At 70.4% G+C, this 17,158-nt stretch carries 17 protein-coding genes; 9 read left to right on the forward strand and 8 right to left on the reverse strand.

Translation table 11 applies throughout. The features are described from left to right. Positions 1-70 precede the first annotated feature (70 nt). Positions 71-1,510 (reverse strand): carboxylesterase/lipase family protein, encoded by a 1,440-nt coding sequence (locus tag OG504_RS16435; protein WP_405990518.1) that lies wholly within the window; start codon positions 1,508-1,510, stop codon positions 71-73. A 112-nt stretch (positions 1,511-1,622) separates the two neighbouring features. On the opposite strand from OG504_RS16435, the gene OG504_RS16440 reads away from it, so the two are divergent. Next, the gene (locus tag OG504_RS16440) at positions 1,623-2,600 is read left to right on the forward strand and encodes an Lrp/AsnC family transcriptional regulator (protein ID WP_405990519.1); all 978 of its coding nucleotides are present in this window, start codon (positions 1,623-1,625) and stop codon (positions 2,598-2,600) included. A 23-nt stretch (positions 2,601-2,623) separates the two neighbouring features. Here OG504_RS16440 and OG504_RS16445 read toward each other — a convergent pair whose 3' ends face one another. The 5 genes from OG504_RS16445 to OG504_RS16465 form a co-directional block, all read right to left on the reverse strand. Next, on the reverse strand, positions 2,624-3,595 hold the full coding sequence (locus OG504_RS16445; protein ID WP_405990520.1) for an aldo/keto reductase: 972 nt from the start codon (positions 3,593-3,595) through the stop codon (positions 2,624-2,626). A 63-nt stretch (positions 3,596-3,658) separates the two neighbouring features. Continuing rightward, complete coding sequence (locus tag OG504_RS16450) at positions 3,659-4,429, reverse strand: glucose 1-dehydrogenase (RefSeq protein ID WP_405990521.1); 771 nt, start codon at positions 4,427-4,429, stop codon at positions 3,659-3,661. A gap of 37 nt (positions 4,430-4,466) precedes the next feature. Then, positions 4,467-5,483 carry a zinc-dependent alcohol dehydrogenase family protein gene (locus tag OG504_RS16455; protein WP_405990522.1) on the reverse strand — a complete coding sequence of 339 codons (1,017 nt, stop codon included), beginning with the start codon at positions 5,481-5,483 and terminating at the stop codon, positions 4,467-4,469. A 37-nt stretch (positions 5,484-5,520) separates the two neighbouring features. Next, on the reverse strand, positions 5,521-5,928 hold the full coding sequence (locus OG504_RS16460; protein WP_405990523.1) for a cupin domain-containing protein: 408 nt from the start codon (positions 5,926-5,928) through the stop codon (positions 5,521-5,523). Between the two features lie 46 nt (positions 5,929-5,974). Continuing rightward, positions 5,975-6,301 carry a carboxymuconolactone decarboxylase family protein gene (locus OG504_RS16465; RefSeq protein ID WP_405990524.1) on the reverse strand — a complete coding sequence of 109 codons (327 nt, stop codon included), beginning with the start codon at positions 6,299-6,301 and terminating at the stop codon, positions 5,975-5,977. A 149-nt stretch (positions 6,302-6,450) separates the two neighbouring features. On the opposite strand from OG504_RS16465, the gene OG504_RS16470 reads away from it, so the two are divergent. Next, positions 6,451-7,332, forward strand: coding sequence for a helix-turn-helix transcriptional regulator (locus OG504_RS16470; protein WP_405990525.1), 882 nt, complete (start codon positions 6,451-6,453; stop codon positions 7,330-7,332). 148 nt (positions 7,333-7,480) lie between these two features. Here the strand turns inward: OG504_RS16470 and OG504_RS16475 are convergent, their stop codons facing one another. Further along, a complete protein-coding gene (locus OG504_RS16475; protein WP_405990526.1) occupies positions 7,481-8,398 on the reverse strand; it encodes an endo-beta-N-acetylglucosaminidase H in 918 nt (305 codons plus the stop codon). A 330-nt stretch (positions 8,399-8,728) separates the two neighbouring features. On the opposite strand from OG504_RS16475, the gene OG504_RS16480 reads away from it, so the two are divergent. Then, entirely contained in the window at positions 8,729-9,604 is an 876-nt protein-coding gene (locus tag OG504_RS16480) for an alpha/beta hydrolase (protein WP_405990527.1), read from the forward strand. A 70-nt stretch (positions 9,605-9,674) separates the two neighbouring features. On the opposite strand, the gene OG504_RS16485 is transcribed toward OG504_RS16480, so the two are convergent. Continuing rightward, complete coding sequence (locus tag OG504_RS16485; protein ID WP_405990528.1) at positions 9,675-11,114, reverse strand: gamma-aminobutyraldehyde dehydrogenase; 1,440 nt, start codon at positions 11,112-11,114, stop codon at positions 9,675-9,677. Between the two features lie 166 nt (positions 11,115-11,280). On the opposite strand from OG504_RS16485, the gene OG504_RS16490 reads away from it, so the two are divergent. The 6 genes from OG504_RS16490 (at position 11,281) to OG504_RS16515 (ending at position 17,058) form a co-directional block, all read left to right on the forward strand. Next, positions 11,281-11,796, forward strand: coding sequence for an Lrp/AsnC family transcriptional regulator (locus OG504_RS16490; protein ID WP_043680575.1), 516 nt, complete (start codon positions 11,281-11,283; stop codon positions 11,794-11,796). Beyond that, a complete protein-coding gene (locus OG504_RS16495) occupies positions 11,781-13,160 on the forward strand; it encodes an aspartate aminotransferase family protein (protein WP_363096779.1) in 1,380 nt (459 codons plus the stop codon). Before OG504_RS16490 ends, OG504_RS16495 begins: the two co-directional genes overlap by 16 nt. Before the next feature lie 192 nt (positions 13,161-13,352). Further along, entirely contained in the window at positions 13,353-14,093 is a 741-nt protein-coding gene (locus OG504_RS16500) for an ATP-binding cassette domain-containing protein (protein ID WP_318019091.1), read from the forward strand. Next, a complete protein-coding gene (locus OG504_RS16505) occupies positions 14,075-15,439 on the forward strand; it encodes a hypothetical protein (protein WP_405990529.1) in 1,365 nt (454 codons plus the stop codon). Before OG504_RS16500 ends, OG504_RS16505 begins: the two co-directional genes overlap by 19 nt. 64 nt (positions 15,440-15,503) lie before the next feature. Beyond that, positions 15,504-15,911 (forward strand): VOC family protein, encoded by a 408-nt coding sequence (locus OG504_RS16510; protein ID WP_405990530.1) that lies wholly within the window; start codon positions 15,504-15,506, stop codon positions 15,909-15,911. A 25-nt stretch (positions 15,912-15,936) separates the two neighbouring features. Beyond that, on the forward strand, positions 15,937-17,058 hold the full coding sequence (locus OG504_RS16515; protein ID WP_405990531.1) for an LOG family protein: 1,122 nt from the start codon (positions 15,937-15,939) through the stop codon (positions 17,056-17,058). Positions 17,059-17,158 lie beyond the last annotated feature (100 nt).

Here is a 17,158-nt window from a genome sequence, read left to right on the forward strand (position 1 = left end):
GTGCCCGCACGGCGAGGACAGGGCCAGTCACAACAAAGTGGACTGACCCGAGGCTCCAGGTTCCCGCGCGTCAGCCGAAGTGCCGGACGCGAGCGGCCGTCGCGGGCGTGTACGGCAACCAGTCATGCACCGACCCGCTCACGACGAACTCGGCGACCGCGGTGGCGAAGGTGCGCCCCAACTCCCGTACCGCCTCGGTGGGCCGTCCCAACATCGGGCTGTCCGCAAAGGCATCGAACGTGCCGAAAAGGAAGGGCAGTTCACCGCAGTGAGTGGCGCCCAGGGCGTACGGGTCCTCGGCCGGCCGGTGGTCGAACTCGTACACGTAGGTCGCGTTGCCGCCGGCCGCGTGATGGTCGGCGATCCGCAGCGAGTCGGCGCGGAACAGATCGTCGGTCACCATCGCGGTGAACACCCGTGCCGGGGTGGGCTCTTCGAACCGAGCGGCGTACCGCTCGTAGAACTCATGCGCGCGTGGGCCGAGTTGGCCGGTCAGAAGGTCCAACGCACCATCGACGCCGAGGTTCTGGATGCGCGGGTCGAAGGCGGTGAAGGCCGATGCCTCGTCCCGGGTCGTGCCGATCAGCAGCGACTTGCCCTCCAGTCCGCCGTCCACGAGTGCGCGGTGCAGATCGCGGGGAAGGCCGGGCCCGCCGAGCACCGGATGCATGGGCGGGGCGGCGTTGCCCGGCCGCGCGAGCCGACCCGCGAGCCGGCCGTAGGCGGACAGCAGTTGCTCAACGGGCAGCGCGCGCAGGGCGGTTGCCGTATCCGCTCCGTCCGGCACGCCGAGCAGCCGTAGATACCCTTCGGCGTTCTCGGCCGCGTGCTGTGGGTCCTGCGGCACCAGTCCGAACGGCCCGCTCTCCAGCAGCACCCGGTTCACGAGTCCCGAGGTCCGCGGATCGAGCGCCAGCGCGAGCGACGCATACGCTCCGGCCGACTGCCCACCGACCGTCACCTCGCACGGATCGCCGCCGAAGGAGGCGATGTTGTCCCGCACCCAGGCCAGCAGAGCGGCCTGGTCCTGGGCGCCGAGGTTGGCGGCGCCGATCTCCGGCAGATACAGGTAACCCAGGGGCCCCACACGGTAGTTGGCGGTGACCACGACGATGTCGCCGAGCGCGGCCAGGCGCCCGCCGTCGTACCAGTCCCAGCCGCCGGAGCCGCTGGTGAAGCCGCCCCCGTGCCACCACACGAGGACCGGCCGGACGGTGTTGTCCTCCAACGCCCCTGCCGGAACATGGACGTTGACGGTCAGGCAGCCGTCCTCGTCCCAGTCCGGCACGCGGGCCCCCATCACCCGTTCCAGCCGGGAGGCCCCCTGCGGAACAGCCGGCCCGGCCTGCACGGCATCCCGGACCCCGGTCCACCCCGGGTGCGGCCGGGGCGGCGCGAACCGCAGCTCACCGACAGGCGACGCGGCATACGGAATCCCCCGGAAGGAGATCACCTCGCCCCGCGCGGCACCCCTGACCCGGCCGCGATCCGTCTCCACGACACCCGCCATCGGACTCACCCTCTCTCCGTCGTCCGCTCTGAACCGTTTCTAGCGGCGAGCGCCGATCCGAGCCAGAATGAGAAGAGGAAAGCGCGAAAGCAGGACAGAGGACCAGGCAGACATGGTGAAAGCAAGCCACTCCTTGAGCGAGACGGACCGCCGGATCGCCGCCGCGATGCTGGCCTCCCCGCGGGCCTCGTGGCGCACGGTCGGCCGCGTGCTGGGCATCTCGGAGCGCACGGTGGTGCGGCGCGCGGCCCCGCTGTTCCACGACAAGACCCTGCGTGCCACCGCCGTACGCAACCCGGTGTGGTTCCCCGACCTGATCCCGCTCGCCCTGCGCATCCGCTGCCGCCCCAACCGGATCAGCGCCATCGCCGCGACCCTGGCCCGCCGCCCCGACACGATCTGGGTGGACATCCTCGGCGGCGGCGACGAGATCTGCACGATCCTGTTCCTCGACGGCCCGGACGCCCGCAACTCCCTTCTCCTGCGCGACCTTCCGGCCACCCCGGCGGTCCAGTCGTGGACCTCGCACATCCTCCTACGGGTCTTCCCGGCGGCCTTCGACTGGAGCGGCGGCCTGCTCACGGAGGCCGAACTGGCCGGCCTCAGGCCGGAGTTGCCCGCCCCGGCGGCCCGATCGGCCCTCCAGCACATCGACCAGGCCCTGATCGCCACCCTGATCGAGGACGGACGAGCCTCCTACACCGACCTGGCCCGCCGCGCCGACACCACCGCCCTCACCGCCCGCCGCCGCCTGGAGGCACTGGTCGGCGACCAGGTGGTCAGACTCGCGACCGAGGTCGACCTGGCCCGCCTGGGCATCCGTACCGAAGCGCTGCTGTGGATCACCGTCGCCCCGGGCGGCCTGGAGGAAACGGGCCGCGAACTGAGCCGCCACCCCCAGGTCCGCTTCGCCTCAGCCACCACCGGCTCGGCCAACCTCCTGGTGGCAGTCGCCGCCGCCGACCTCAACGCCCTCTACCACTTCCTGAACGACACGATCGGCGCCCTCCCCCACGTCACCACGCTGGAGGTCACCCCCATCCTGAGCGGCGTGAAGAGAACGGGCCTGGTCCGCCCGGGCAGCCTCTGACACCGCTCTTCCAGGTCCGGTCGTCAGAACCAGGAGGGCCCGGCATTGGTGTACGGCGCCTGGAGCGCTGCCGCCTCCTCGTCGGAGAGTCTCAACGCGAGGGCGTCCACTGCCTGTTGGAGGTGGTGGGGCTGGGTGGCCCCGACGATCGGCGCTGACACGAGCGGGTTGCGCAGGACCCAGGCGAGGGCGATCTGGGCCATGGGCACGCCTCGGGCTTCCGCCAGTTCCTGCACGGCGTTGATGACCGGCACGTCGTACTCGCTGTCGAAGGCCCGCACGACATGATCCGTGGCCGAGCGGGTGCTCTGCTCGCCGACTGGGCGGGCGAGGCGGCCTTTGCCGTTCGGGGAGTACGGGATCAGGCCCACGCCCAAGTCGCCGCACAGGGCCATGAGTTCGGGCTCGTCCTGGCGGCGCAGGAGGTTGTACTGGTTCTGCATGGACACGAAGCGGGTCCAGCCGCCGAGGTCGGCCGCGTGCTGGAGCTTGGCGAACTGCCAGCCGTACATGGACGAGGCGCCGAGGTAGCGGACCTTGCCCGCCCTGACCACGTCGTGCAGGGCCTCCATCGTCTCCTCGGCCGGGACCTCGTCGTCGAAACGGTGGATCTGGTAGAGGTCGATGTAGTCCGTGCCCAGCCGGGTCAGCGAGGCGTCGACCTGCTCCAGGATCGCCTTGCGGGACAGGCCCTCCCCGCCCGGACCGTCGTGCATCTTCCCGCGCACCTTGGTGGCCAGCACGATGTCCTCGCGCCGGGAGTACTCACGGATCGCGCGGCCGGTGAACTCCTCGGAGGTGCCCGCCTGGTAGACGTTGGCGGTGTCCCAGAAGGTGATGCCCAGCTCGACGGCCTGCCGGAAGAACGGCGCGGCCCTGTCCTCGGTCAGCGCCCACGGGTGGGCACGCGGGACGGTCGGATCGCCGTAGCTCATGCAGCCGAGGGCGAGGCGGCTCACCTTCAGGCCGGTGGTGCCGAGACGGGTGTACTCCATGGCGAGGCTCCTTCGCGGTCAAGTACGGCTGTATGCCGGGGAGTTGGCGGACGCGCGGGTTCCTCAGTGGGTGGTGTATCCGCCGTCGACGGGGAGCGCGACCCCGACCACGAAGCTCGCGGCGGGGCTGCACAGCCACAGGACGGCCGCCGCGATCTCGTCGGCCCGGCCCAGCCGTCCGATCGGCTGCTGCTGCATGATCTCGGCCATGGCCTCGGCCTGCCCTTCGAGCATGTCGGCGACCATCGGGGTGTCGATCACGCCCGGGCAAACGGCGTTGATCCGGACGCCCTTGGGCGCGTACTCGACCGCCGCGCTCTTGGTCAGCCCGATCACCCCGTGCTTGGACGCGTGGTACGCGGCCCGTTCCGGAAGCCCCACCAACCCGCCCAGGGAAGAGCAGTTGACGATGGCGCCGCCGCTGCCCTGCTCCCGCATCCGGCGCAGTTCGTGCTTCTGGGCGGCCCAAATGCCGCGCAGATTAACGGCGTTGACGTGGTCGAAGTCCTCGGCCGTCTCGTCGGCCGCGTCACTGGGCGGGACCTGCACACCGGCGTTGTTGAACGCCATGTCGAGGCGGCCGTACTCCGCGACCGCGCGGTCGACCGTCGCGGCGGCCTGCGCCTCGTCCGTGACGTCGCAGGCGACACCGATCGCCCGGTGACCGGCCGCCGTGAGCTCCTCGGCCGCGTGCAGTACGGCCTTCTCGTCGAGGTCGGCCAGCACGACCGCGGCACCGGCCTCGGCGAAGGCCCGGGCGGTGGCGAGGCCCATGCCGGAAGCGGCGCCCGTGACCAGGGCGACCTGGCCGTGGAAGTCGTAGGTCGGGTTCATGGGAGGTGGTTCCAATCGTCGGTCGTGGGCCGGCGGGTCAGGGGCGCAGCAGCGTCTTGACGGCGCGGCGCTCGTCCATGGCCCGGTATCCCTCGGCGGCCTGGTCCAGCGGCAGGGTCAGGTCGAAGACCTTGCCGGGTTCGATACGGCCGTTCAGGACACGGTCGATCAGGTCGGGGAGGAAGCGGCGTACCGGGGCGGGGCCGCCGCGCAGGGCGACGTGGGAGAAGAACAACTCCTCGCCGTCGATGGCCACTTGGTGCGGGACGCCGACGAAGCCGACGTTGCCGCCGGGGCGGGTGGAGCGGATGGCCTGGGTCATCGACTCCTGGGTGCCGACGCACTCCAGGACGGAGTCGGCGCCGATGCCGCCGGTGAGTTCCTTGATGCGGGCGACACCGTCCTCGCCGCGTTCGGCGACGATGTCGGTGGCGCCGAAGTCGACGGCCAGCCGCTGCCGGGCGGCGTGGCGGCTCATGGCGATGATCCGCTCGGCGCCGAGTTCGCGGGCGGCGATGACGCCGGAGAGGCCGACCGCGCCGTCGCCGACCACGACCACCGTGGAGCCGGGCTTCACCTCGGCGGCGACGGCCGCGTACCAGCCGGTGCCCATCACGTCGGAGAGGGTGAGCAGGCTCGGCACGAACGTGTCGTCGGGCTGCCCGTCGAGGGCGACGAGGGTGCCGTCGGCGAGCGGGACGCGAATGTACTCGGCCTGGCAACCGCCGACGAACTCCCGGTGCGGGCACGAGGTTTGATACCCGGCGCGGCAGATCGCGCAGGTGTTGTCGGAGGCGAAGAAGGAGCCGATGACGAACTGCCCCGGCTTGATGTCCTTCACCTCGGCGCCGGTCTCCTCGACGACGCCGACGTACTCGTGGCCGATCGGTGTGGGCCGGGTGACGGGGTTGATTCCCCGGTAGTCCCACAGGTCGGAGCCGCAGACGCAGGCGGCGACGGTGCGGATGACCGCGTCGGTGGGGGCGAGGATCTTCGGTTCGGGGAGGTTCTCCACCTGGATGTCACCGGGGGCGTGGATCACGGTTGCGCGCATGGGGGTTCCTGTATCCGTGGGGGGGGGGAAGGGACGGTCAGTTCGAGGCGCGGGTGCTGGTGCGCGAGCCGCCGTACTCGGCGTCGGTGACGTGCTCCAGCCACTCGACCTCGTCGCCCTCCCACAGGGCGAGGTGTTCCATGAACTGGTCCGGGGTCGCCCCGTGCCAGTGCTCCTCGCCGGGCGGGCAGCCGATGGTGTCGCCCGGGTGGGCCTCGATGATCACGCCGTCCCGGGTGCCGACGAGGGCGACTCCGGACACGACGTGCAGGGTCTGCCCCAGGCCGTGGCTGTGCCAGGCGGTACGGGCGCCGGGCGCGAAGCGGACCATGTTGGCCCGTGCCCGGGAAGGCTCCTCGCCCCGGAGGATCACGTCCGCCCAGACGTCACCGGCGAACATGTGCGGGGGCAGCTTCATGGTCGCGGGCTGCTTGAGGATCTCCATGGTGGTACGTGCTCCTTGCGTCGGCGTCATGGGGGGACGTGAGGGGTCAGGGCTTGCGGAACAGTTCCCGGGCCACGGTCAGCGCGGACATCGCCCTGGGCCAGCCGGCGTAGAACGCCATGTGCGTGATCGTCCCGACGATTTCCGCTTCGGTGACGCCGTTCCGCCTGGCCAGCGGGATGTGGAAGGTGAGCTGCTCGCTGCTGCCGCTGGTGATCAGACTGGCCACGGTCACCAGGCTGCGGTCCCTCGGGGACAGCTCCGGGCTCTTCCACTCCTGCCCGAACAGCACGTCCTCGCTGTAACCGGCCAGCGCGGGGGCGATGTCCCCGAACAGCTCGCGCGGCCCCGGGGGCTGGGTCTTCTCCGTCATCGTCGTGTCCTCTCCATCGCGGCGCGGCCTGCGCCACCACCGATGGAACTGCAGGTCACGGGCGCGGGGAAGGACTCGTTGATACGTGTACTGCCAGTACACCCTTCGCCCGGAGACACCACGGGACAAGCCGACGTAGCCTCGAAACCATGGACAACCGGAGCGAGGTACGCGAGTTCCTGACCAGCCGCCGCGCCAAGATCACGCCCCAGCAGGCAGGCCTGCCCGCCCACACCGGCAACCGGCGGGTCAAGGGGCTGCGCAGGGAAGAGGTCGCGCTGCTCGCCGGTGTCAGCGCCGAGTACTACGCCCGCCTGGAGCGCGGCAACCTCTCCGGTGTCTCCGAACCCGTCATCGACTCCCTCGCCCGCGCCCTCCAGCTCGACGACGCCGAGCGCGCCCACCTCGACGACCTCGCGCGTACGGTGAACACGACCCGGCGCCCGGCCCGCCGACGGGCCCCGCAGCAGATCCGCGCGAGCCTCCAGCACCTGCTCGACGCGATGACCGAGGCCCCGGCCTTCATCCGCAACGGCCGCCTCGACATCGTCGCCACCAACCGGCTCGGCCGCGCGCTGTACGCCCCGGTGTTCGCGGACCCGGCGCGGCCCGTGAACCTCGCCCGCTACGAGTTCCTCAACCCCGGCGCCGTCGACTTCCTGCCCGAGCTCGAACGTCAGGCCGCCGGAGCAGTCGCGTTGCTGCGCACCGAGGCCGGACGCGACCCGTACAACCGGGACTTGACCGACCTGGTCGGTGAACTGTCCACCCGCAGCGAGAAGTTCCGCACCCTGTGGGCCGCCCACGACGTACGGCTGCACCAGACCGGCATCAAGCACTTCCACCACCCCGCGATCGGCGAACTCGCCCTCCCCTTCGAGGCGATGCCCATCCCGACCGAGCCGGGCCTCACCCTCACCGCCCTCAGCGCGGAACCGGGCACCCCGGCCCACGACAGCCTTCAGCTGCTGGCCAGTTGGGCCGCGACCCTCGACCAGGACGCCACCGCGGGAAGCACCGCGGAGTTGTGACGAGGAGTGCCGGTCGGGACCGGGTCACGGCATCTGCGGCAGGCCGCGCCTCCGACATCGTTGTCGAAGGCCCGACCTGCGCGATGCGCTGATCTACGGGACGCGGCCGGACCCGAGCGGGCACCGGACGCCGGGGAGCGCGGCCGGCCTACGGCGTGTAGGTGGCGTCACTGCCGTACAGCTGCCTGGTGAACGCGGAGACGTCGGCGCTGCGATCGGTGCCGTCGAGGTTGTACGTCAGGAAGACGCCGTACCCCTCACTGACCGTGCGGGCGGCGAGGGAGGCGGCCGTGCTCTGCGAGGTGCCGCCGATCTGGACGGCCGCCGGTGACAGCTTCGACTTGGGCAGGGCGATGCCGGGGACCTGCCAGCTGCCGTAGTACGGGTTCCAGGCGTAGTCGAACTTGGAGGTGACGTCGACGCCGCCGTAGGACAGGCGCGACGCGGCCGGGCCGATGTTGTAGAGGCTGATGATCTTGTCCGGCATGTCGGCGCGCAGTGCCGACACCAGGTACACGAACGAGCTGGCGTTGGGCTGGGCGGTGCCGTTGTTGCCGTAGTCGGCGTACTCGTCGTCGAAGTCGATGCCGTCGAGGCCGTACTTCGTCACGGTGTCCGACAGCTGCTTCGCGAACGTCGAAGCCGTCTGCTGGGACGGGAAGTTGGCGAAGCCGGAGCCCTGGTGGTTGCCGAGCACCGAGAGGACGACCTTGATGCCCTTCTGCTGCAACGGCCGTATCTGCGTGGCGGCGTTGTCGAGGACGCTCTGCACGTTCGGGTTGAAGTACAGGGTCCCCGCCTTCGTGCCCGCGTCGTAGTTGATGTTCGCCGCGAAGATCACGGCGATGTCGAAGACCTGGGCGCCGCCGTTGGCGAGCGTGTACTTGCCGACGTTCAGCATGCTGTTGTTGTTCACCTCGACGTACGCCACCGAGGTCGGTCCCTGCTTCGCGGCAGCGGGCGCCGCCGCCGCACCGCTCGTGGCGGTCGCGCCCAGGGCGAGGGCCGCCACGGCCGAGATCGCGAGCGCGGCCGTCCGTACTCTTCTCCGTACCGGAGTGAACATCGTTGATCGGTCTCCCATCGCATGGGGCGGCGCCCGCCTGATCGCGAGCACCGCGTGAACCCCCCGCCCCTTCCGTTCCCGTGACCGCACCCCCAGAACCATGCGGGACCCCTTCACGACTCCCCGCACATCGCACCGCAACTCTCAATCCGGACAAGGGAGTTACTGGAATTCGGAAGGCGGCGCTGAGCCCACCCCGGTGGTGGCGCTGGGCCGCTGGTGGGCCGAGCCGGCCGTTCATAGCGTCGTCCTCATGATGAATCCGACGAACGAAGAACGAACAGGTACCACCCGGCGGACCCGCGTCGCGGGCTCACCACCTACGTGCTGGTGCACGGTACCCACAGCGCCGGCGCGTTCTGGATGCCGATCGCGCGGGAGCTGACGCCGCGCGGTCACCGCGTCGTCATGGTGGACCAGCGGCGGCACGGCGCGGAGGCTTTCGTGCCGGAGTCGTATCAGCGGCAGGACCTCGAAGCGATGGCGGCCGAGCCTTCCCCGCTGAAGGGCCTCGGGCTGGAGGACTACGAGGCGCGCGTCACGGGCATCGAGCGGCGAGCGGCGAGCGGCACGGAACGGCCCGGTGGTGCTGGTCGGGCACAGCCTGGGTGGCGTATCGGTCAGCCGTGTCGACGATGCCGTCCCGCATCTGCCGCACCACATCTGCTGCATGGCGGCTGTCCCAGCCGTGTCCTGCCCACGGCGGACGCCTGCACGGCGGCGCCCGAGAACGCGAACGCCGTCAGCCCGGTCGAGCTGACGGTGGGTGACCCGGACCGGCTCGGCGTCCTACGACTGGACTTCCGGACAGGTGACAGCCGTGCGCCGGCCCTCCTGAAGGAGATGATCTGCGCGGACTACCCCGACGCCGAATTCCGCCGGACACCGGCCGGCATGCAGACCGACGAGCCCGTCGCCGCTTATGCGGGCCGGGCCGTCGGGCGGGCCGACAGCTGGGGACGCGTTCCCCGCACCTACCTGCGGTTCGGCAGGGACCGGACGATCGCCACCGCACTCCAGGACAGGATGATCGCAGAGGCCGACGCGCTCACGCCCGACAACACCTTCCGAGATCACGATTTTCCCGGGGCGTCACACGTCGGCCCGCTGGATCCCGTCCCGGTCGCGGAAATCCTTGACACACTCGCCGGCCAGGGAGTGCCGGACGGCGCCTTCGACTTCGCCGAGCGCACGCGGGCGAGGTGACGCCGCGGCCCCGAACGGAAGTTGATCCCGTCCGGGGCCGCGGTCGTACGTCCGGCCGATCGCCGCAGGCCTACGCGTCCAGCGACGTCATCACGTGCTTGATCCGGGTGTAGTCCTCGAAGCCGTAGCCCGACAGGTCCTTGCCGTAGCCGGACTTCTTGAAGCCGCCGTGCGGCATCTCCGCGACCAGCGGGATGTGGGTGTTGATCCACACGCAGCCGAAGTCGAGGGACTTCGAGAGCCGCATCGCGCGCCCGTGGTCCTTCGTCCACACCGAGGAGGCCAGCGCGTAGTCGACGCCGTTGGCCCACTCGATGGCCTGGGCCTCGTCCGTGAAGGACTGGACGGTGATGACCGGGCCGAAGACCTCGTTCTGGATGATCTCGTCGTCCTGCTTCAGACCCGAGACGACGGTCGGGGCGTAGAAGAAGCCCTTCTCGCCGACCCGGTGACCGCCGGACTCGACCTTCGCGTGCGCCGGCAGCCGCTCGATGAAGCCGGTCACCTGCTTGAGCTGGTTGGCGTTGTTGAGCGGGCCGTAGAGCACGTCCTCGTCGTCCGGCTGCCCGGTCTTCGTCTCGGCCGCCGCCTTCGCGAGCGCCGCCACGAACTCGTCGTGGATCGACTCCTGGACCAGGACGCGCGTCGCCGCCGTGCAGTCCTGGCCCGCGTTGAAGAAGCCCGCGACCGAGATGTCCTCGACGGCCTTGGCGATGTCGGTGTCCTCGAAGACCACGACGGGGGCCTTGCCGCCCAGCTCCAGGTGGACCCGCTTGAGGTCCTTGGACGCGGACTCGGCGACCGACATGCCGGCACGCACCGAACCGGTGATGGAGGCCATCGCCGGCGTGTGGTGCTCGACCATCGCGCGGCCGGTGTCGCGGTCGCCGCACACGACGTTGAAGACGCCCTTGGGCACGATCGAGCCGATGATCTCGGCGATCAGGACGGTGGAGGCGGGGGTGGTGTCCGAGGGCTTCAGGACGACCGTGTTGCCGGCCGCGAGCGCGGGGGCGAACTTCCAGACGGCCATCATCATCGGGTAGTTCCACGGCGCGACCTGCGCGCAGACGCCGATCGGCTCGCGCCGGATGATGGAGGTCATGCCCTCCATGTACTCGCCGGCCGAGCGGCCTTCGAGCATCCGGGCCGCGCCCGCGAAGAAGCGGATCTGGTCGACCATCGGCGGGACCTCTTCGGAGCGGGTGAGCCCGATCGGCTTGCCGGTGTTCTCCACCTCGGCCGCGATCAGCTCCTCCGCGCGCTCCTCGAAGGCGCTGGCGATGTCCAGCAGGAACTTCTGCCGCTTGGCCGGGGTCTCGTCCCGCCAGGCCGGGAAGGCCGCGGCGGCGGCCGCCATCGCGGCGTCCACGTCCGCAGCTCCGGACAGCGGCGCGGTCGCGTACGCCTCACCGGTCGCCGGGTTGACCACCTCGGTGGTCCGTCCGTCGGCGGCGTCCCGGAACTCACCGTCGATGTAGTTGCGCAGACGACGCAGTTCGGTGCTCACTGCCGGCCCTCCAAGGTCTGGGTGTCCAATCACTGAGACACCCACCCTAATCGCCCGGCCCACGTTTTCAACACCCCCGATCGCGCCAAGGCTACGAAATCCGCAAGTCTCGACCACGTAAACAACGAATTTCATCGAAGCGGCCTTGCGGAACGGTCGAGACGTCGTGCACAGTGAAGCCGTGGCCAGTCGCAGCGCAGAACCTAGGGACTCCCGCGAGTCCAGGAACGGGACTCCTCACCTGGATTCCGTCTCCCTCGCCATCATCGAGCAGCTCCAGGAGGACGGCCGCCGGCCGTACGCCGCGATCGGCAAGGCCGTCGGCCTGTCCGAGGCGGCCGTGCGCCAGCGCGTCCAGAAGCTGCTCGACCAGGGCGTCATGCAGATCGTCGCCGTCACGGACCCGCTCACCGTGGGCTTCCGCAGGCAGGCGATGGTCGGGGTGAACGTCGAAGGTGATGTCGAGAACGTCGCCGACGCGCTGACGGCCATGCCGGAAGTGGAGTACGTGGTGATGACCGCGGGCTCGTACGACCTCCTCGCCGAGATCGTCTGCGAGGACGACGACCACCTGCTGGACGTCATCAACAAACGCATCCGGGCCCTCCCCGGCGTGCGCTCCACCGAGAGCTTCGTTTATCTGAAGCTCAAGAAGCAGACCTACATGTGGGGAACCCGATAACCGTGAGCAAGGACCTCAGCCGCACCGCGTACGACCACCTGTGGATGCACTTCACCCGCATGTCCTCGTACGAGAACGCGCCCGTTCCCACGATCGTCCGTGGCGAGGGCACCTACATCTACGACGACAAGGGCAAGCGCTACCTCGACGGTCTCGCGGGTCTGTTCGTGGTCCAGGCCGGTCACGGCCGCGCCGAGCTGGCCGAGACCGCCGCGAAGCAGGCGCAGGAGCTGGCGTTCTTCCCCATCTGGTCGTACGCCCACCCCAAGGCCGTGGAACTGGCGGAGCGTCTCGCCCACTACGCGCCGGGCGACCTGAACAAGGTCTTCTTCACCACCGGCGGCGGCGAGGCCGTAGAGACCGCCTGGAAGCTCGCCAAGCAGTACTTCAAGCTGCAGGGCAAGCACACCAAGTACAAGGTCATCTCCCGCGCGGTCGCCTACCACGGCACCCCGCAGGGCGCCCTGTCCATCACCGGACTCCCGGCGCTGAAGGCCCCGTTCGAGCCGCTGGTGCCCGGTGCGCACAAGGTCCCGAACACCAACATCTACCGCGCCCCGCTCTTCGGCGACGACCCGGAGGCCTACGGCCGCTGGGCCGCCGACCAGATCGAGCAGGAGATCCTCTTCGAGGGCCCGGAGACCGTCGCCGCGGTCTTCCTGGAGCCGGTGCAGAACGCCGGCGGCTGCTTCCCGCCCCCGCCCGGCTACTTCCAGCGCGTGCGCGAGATCTGCGACCAGTACGACGTGCTCCTGGTCTCCGACGAGGTCATCTGCGCCTTCGGCCGCCTGGGCACGATGTTCGGCTGCGACAAGTTCGGCTACGTCCCGGACATGATCACCTGCGCCAAGGGCATGACCTCGGGCTACTCCCCGATCGGCGCCTGCATCATCTCCGACCGCCTGGCCGAGCCGTTCTACAAGGGCGACAACACCTTCCTGCACGGCTACACCTTCGGCGGCCACCCGGTCTCCGCGGCGGTCGGCCTCGCCAACCTCGACATCTTCGAGCGCGAGGGCCTCAACCAGCACGTCCTCGACAACGAGGCCAACTTCCTGCAGACCCTGCAGAAGCTGCACGACCTCCCGATCGTCGGCGACGTCCGCGGCAACGGCTTCTTCTACGGCATCGAGCTGGTCAAGGACAAGGCCACCAAGGAGACCTTCACGGACGAGGAGTCGGAGCGCGTGCTCTACGGCTTCGTCTCGAAGAAGCTCTTCGAGTACGGCCTCTACTGCCGCGCCGACGACCGCGGTGACCCGGTCATCCAGCTGTCGCCGCCGCTGATCTCCGACCAGTCGACCTTCGACGAGATCGAGGGCATCGTCCGCCAGGTGCTGACGGAGGCCTGGACGAAGCTCTAGCCTTCGGCGATTCAACGGTTTATACGGCCCGGGGTGCACCCGTACGAGTGAGAAGGGTGCACCCCGGGCCGTGTGCTGTCCGGGGTCACCCACCCCGCCTCCTTAGCGTGCCTGGTAACCGATCGGCCCCGTCCTCGTTCCCCCGCAAGGGGGACGCGGTACGGAAAACGGATCAGAACGAGGTGTACGCGCATGGTGGCCCCGCCGGACAACGACGTGCTCTGGGCACGTGCCCTGCACTTCCAGCACCACGACGGAACGCCCGCGCTCGGCGGCGTCTCGCTCGGTGTCCGGGAGGGCGAGATCCTCGCCGTCACGGGCCCGCGCGGCAGCGGCAAGACGACCCTGCTGCGCTGCCTCTCCGGTCTGGAGCGCCCCAGCCGCGGCGAGGTCTGGTTCAACAGCGTGCCCGTGCACACGATGGGCCCGCTCACCCGGGAGCGGCTGCGCCGCGACCGCTTCGGCTGGATCGACCCGGCGCCCGTACTCGTCCCGGAGCTGAACGTCTGGGAGAACGCGGCCCTCCCCCTGATGCTGCGCGGCACCAGCCGCCGCCGCGCCAAGACCGCCGCCCTGGAGTGGCTGGACCGCCTCGACATCGGCGACCACGCCCGCAAGCGCCCGCACGAACTGCGCCAGGCGGAGCGCCAGCGCGTCTCGATCGCCCGCGCGCTGGCCCCGGCGCCCACGGTCCTGTTCGCCGACGAGCCGACGGCCCCGCTGCACCGCGCGGACCGCGCCCAGGTCCTGCGCACGCTCACGACGGCGGCCCGCTCGCACGGCATCACGGTCGTCCTCGCGACCCACGAGGCGGAGACCGCGGCCCTGGCGGACCGTACGGTGTCGCTCCTGGACGGACGCCGTGTGAACACGGTTCACCTTCCCCCGGTCGCCGAGTCGGAAGGCCGGGCCGCGTGCTCGCTCTCCGTCTGACCCGCGGCTCGCACCCCGCCGTCCAACTGCGCCGCCTGCTGGTCGCGGTGGCCTCGGCGGGCACGGGCTTCCTCCTCCTCTGCACCCTCGGCTACGCGATGGGCCACCCCGACTCCCCCGCCGCCGCGGCCCTCCGCCTCGCCTGGTGCGCGACCCCGCTGGCCGCCACCGTCTACTTCGCGGTGGCCGTCGCCCGCACCGACCCGGCGACGAAACCCCGCCCCGGCCTCTCCGCGATCGGCCTCGGCCCGGGCCGCCTGATGGCGATCTCGGCGACCACGACGGCCCTCGCCTGCACCCTCGGCTCCATGCTGGCCCTGCTCTTCTTCCTCCACCTCCGCGGCGACCTCACGGGCATGCCCTTCGACGGAGCGGCCGCGGAGTTCCTCGCCTCGGACACCCCCCTCCCCCTCCCCGCCGCACTCACCCTGCTCGCACTCGTCCCCGTCACCGCCTCCGTCTCGGTGGCCCTCACCCTCCGCCCCAAGGACACCAAGCACCCGTCCACGACGAAGAACGGCCCGAGGTCCTACGGCCGCTTCGGCGCCTACGGCAAGTCGGGCACCCGCGAGACCTTCGGGGCGTACGGCAGGTTCGGCGCCCACCTGCGAACAGGCAGCCGTACGGCGGCAGTTGAGGACACATCCGCCCCGGCGCCCGAGCCGGCAGCCGACGCCGAGCCGACCACCACCGGCACGGGCCCCGTCGACCTGGACCCCACCCGCCCCCCGGCTCCTCGCGAGGTCCCCAAGGGCCTCCCCTGGGGTGTGGCCGTCCTCGCCGCCGGGCTCGCCGCCGAGGCGTACGCGAACCGGACGGCGGACACCGACGGGCTGTCGATGCCCGGCGGTCACGCGGGCGGCCCCGCGGGTGTGCTGGCCGGCTGGGTGCTGACCGCGCTCGGTCTCGCCCTGGCGGGCCCCGGCCTCACCCACCTGTGCGGACGGCTCCTCCAGGCCGTGCGCCCCGGCGCCCTCCGGCTCCTCGCGGGCCGGGTCCTCATGGAGGAGGCGACCCGTATCGGCCGCCCGCTGGGCGTGGTCTGCGCGGTGGCGTCGGGCGCGTACGCGATGACCGCGCTCTACGACACGGACGCGTCCGTCGGCCCGCTGACCACCCTCGGCACGCTCCTGGTGACCGGCTGCACGGTGGCGACCCTGCTCACCGCCGCCGTCGAGGCCCGGCAGGCCCGCGCCGACACCACGGCCGCGCTGGTACGGCTCGGCGCCCCCGCCACCGTGCTGCGCAGCGCCGCGGCTCTCCGCGCGGGCGCGCTGCTCGCCCTGTTCGTGCCGCTGACCGTCGTGATCGCCGAACTCGCGGCACTTCCGCTCGCCCACCGATGAGTTTTTCGCGGAGTGCCGGTCTACCCACCGAACAGCACGCACGCCCGATGGGAGAGGCCCCAGCATGTACCAGCAGATGATCTTCGTGAACCTGGCCGTGAACGACGCCGCCGCGTCGAAGAAGTTCTTCACCGAGCTCGGCTTCTCGATCAACCCCCAGTTCAGCAACGACGAAACCACCTGCGTCGTGATCAGCGAGACGATCATCGCGATGCTCCTGGAGAAGAAGCGCTACAGCGACTTCACGAAGAAGGAGATCGCCGACTCGGCCAAGACCAGTGAGGTGCTGCTGTGTCTGAGCGCCGAGAGCCGCGAGAAGGTCGACGAGCTGGTGAACAAGGCGGTCGCGGCGGGCGGCACCGCCAACGACGACATCAACGACCAGGGTTTCATGTACGGCCGCTCCTTCGAGGACCTGGACAGCCACTCCTGGGAGATCGTGTGGATGGACCCGGCGGCCGTCCAGGGCTGAGCAGTTGGGTGCCTAGCATGGGCGGGTGCAGACGAGCCCGGCCCATGCGGCCCACCACGACGAACGCGAGATCGAGACGGTCGAGGACTTCGACGCGACCGTCTCGTCCCGCGGCACCCTCGCCGGATACCGCGTCCAGGGCGTCGATCTGACGGACCGTACGCGGGAGTTGCTCACCACGAGCGCCGCGGACGCCGTCTTCCTCGGCTGCCCGATGCGCGACGAGGCGGCGGCGAAGGTCCGCAACGACGGCGCCCTGGTCTTCCCGCCCGTCCCGCACCTCCCGTTCGACCCCTACCGCGGCCGTCTCTACACGCCGGACGAGCTGTTCGCCTCGCTCGACAAGGGGTACGAGCAGACCCCGGACGCGCTCGCGTACGCCTGGTTCCAGCGGACGAAGGCCGACGGCGACATATACGCGTCGATGCTGCGCGCCGTCCACGACGACTCCGTCTCCGACGCCCTCGACGAACTCCTGCGCGGCGCACGGGTGGTGGGCGTCATGGGCGGCCACGCGATGGCACGCGGAACTGCGGCCTACGGCGGTGCCGCGCGCCTGGGCCGTGAGCTGAGCCGCGCCGGGTTCACGGTGGCGACCGGCGGCGGACCCGGCGCGATGGAGGCGGCGAACCTGGGCGCGTACGCGGCGCCGTACGAGGACGCCATGCTGGAGGAGGCGTGCGAACTCCTCGCCGGATCACCGTCGTTCAGCCCCTCGATCACCGACTGGGCCCAGGGCGCCTTCGAGGTCCGCACCCGCTGGCCGAAGGGCAACCACTCGATCGGCATCCCGACATGGTTCTACGGCCATGAGCCGCCGAACGCCTTCGCGTCGCACATCGCCAAGTACTTCGCCAACGCCACCCGCGAGGACGGCCTGTTGGCCCGCTCGAACGCGGGGGTGGTGTTCCTGCCGGGCGCGGCCGGGACCGTGCAGGAGATCTTCGACAACGCGACGCCCAACTACTACGAGTCACGCGGCGAGCCCACGCCGATGGTGCTCGTGGACCGGGAGCACTGGACGTCGCGGCTGCCGACGTGGCCCCTGCTGCGTGCACTTGCCCGGGAACGGCCAATGGAGGCCCGTATCGCCCTTGTTGACCGGATCGAGGAGGCTCCGGAGGCACTGAAACGTCTCACAGATTAAAGTGCGGGTAAAGGCAACTGCTGTACACCGCATATGCATTGACACTGCTTACGCAGCACTTATAGACCAGTGAGACTCCTGGGGGTAGTGGTGCCTCACC

This window comes from Streptomyces sp. NBC_00986 (genome assembly GCF_045162565.1).
Taxonomy (GTDB): Bacteria; Actinomycetota; Actinomycetes; order Streptomycetales; family Streptomycetaceae; genus Streptomyces.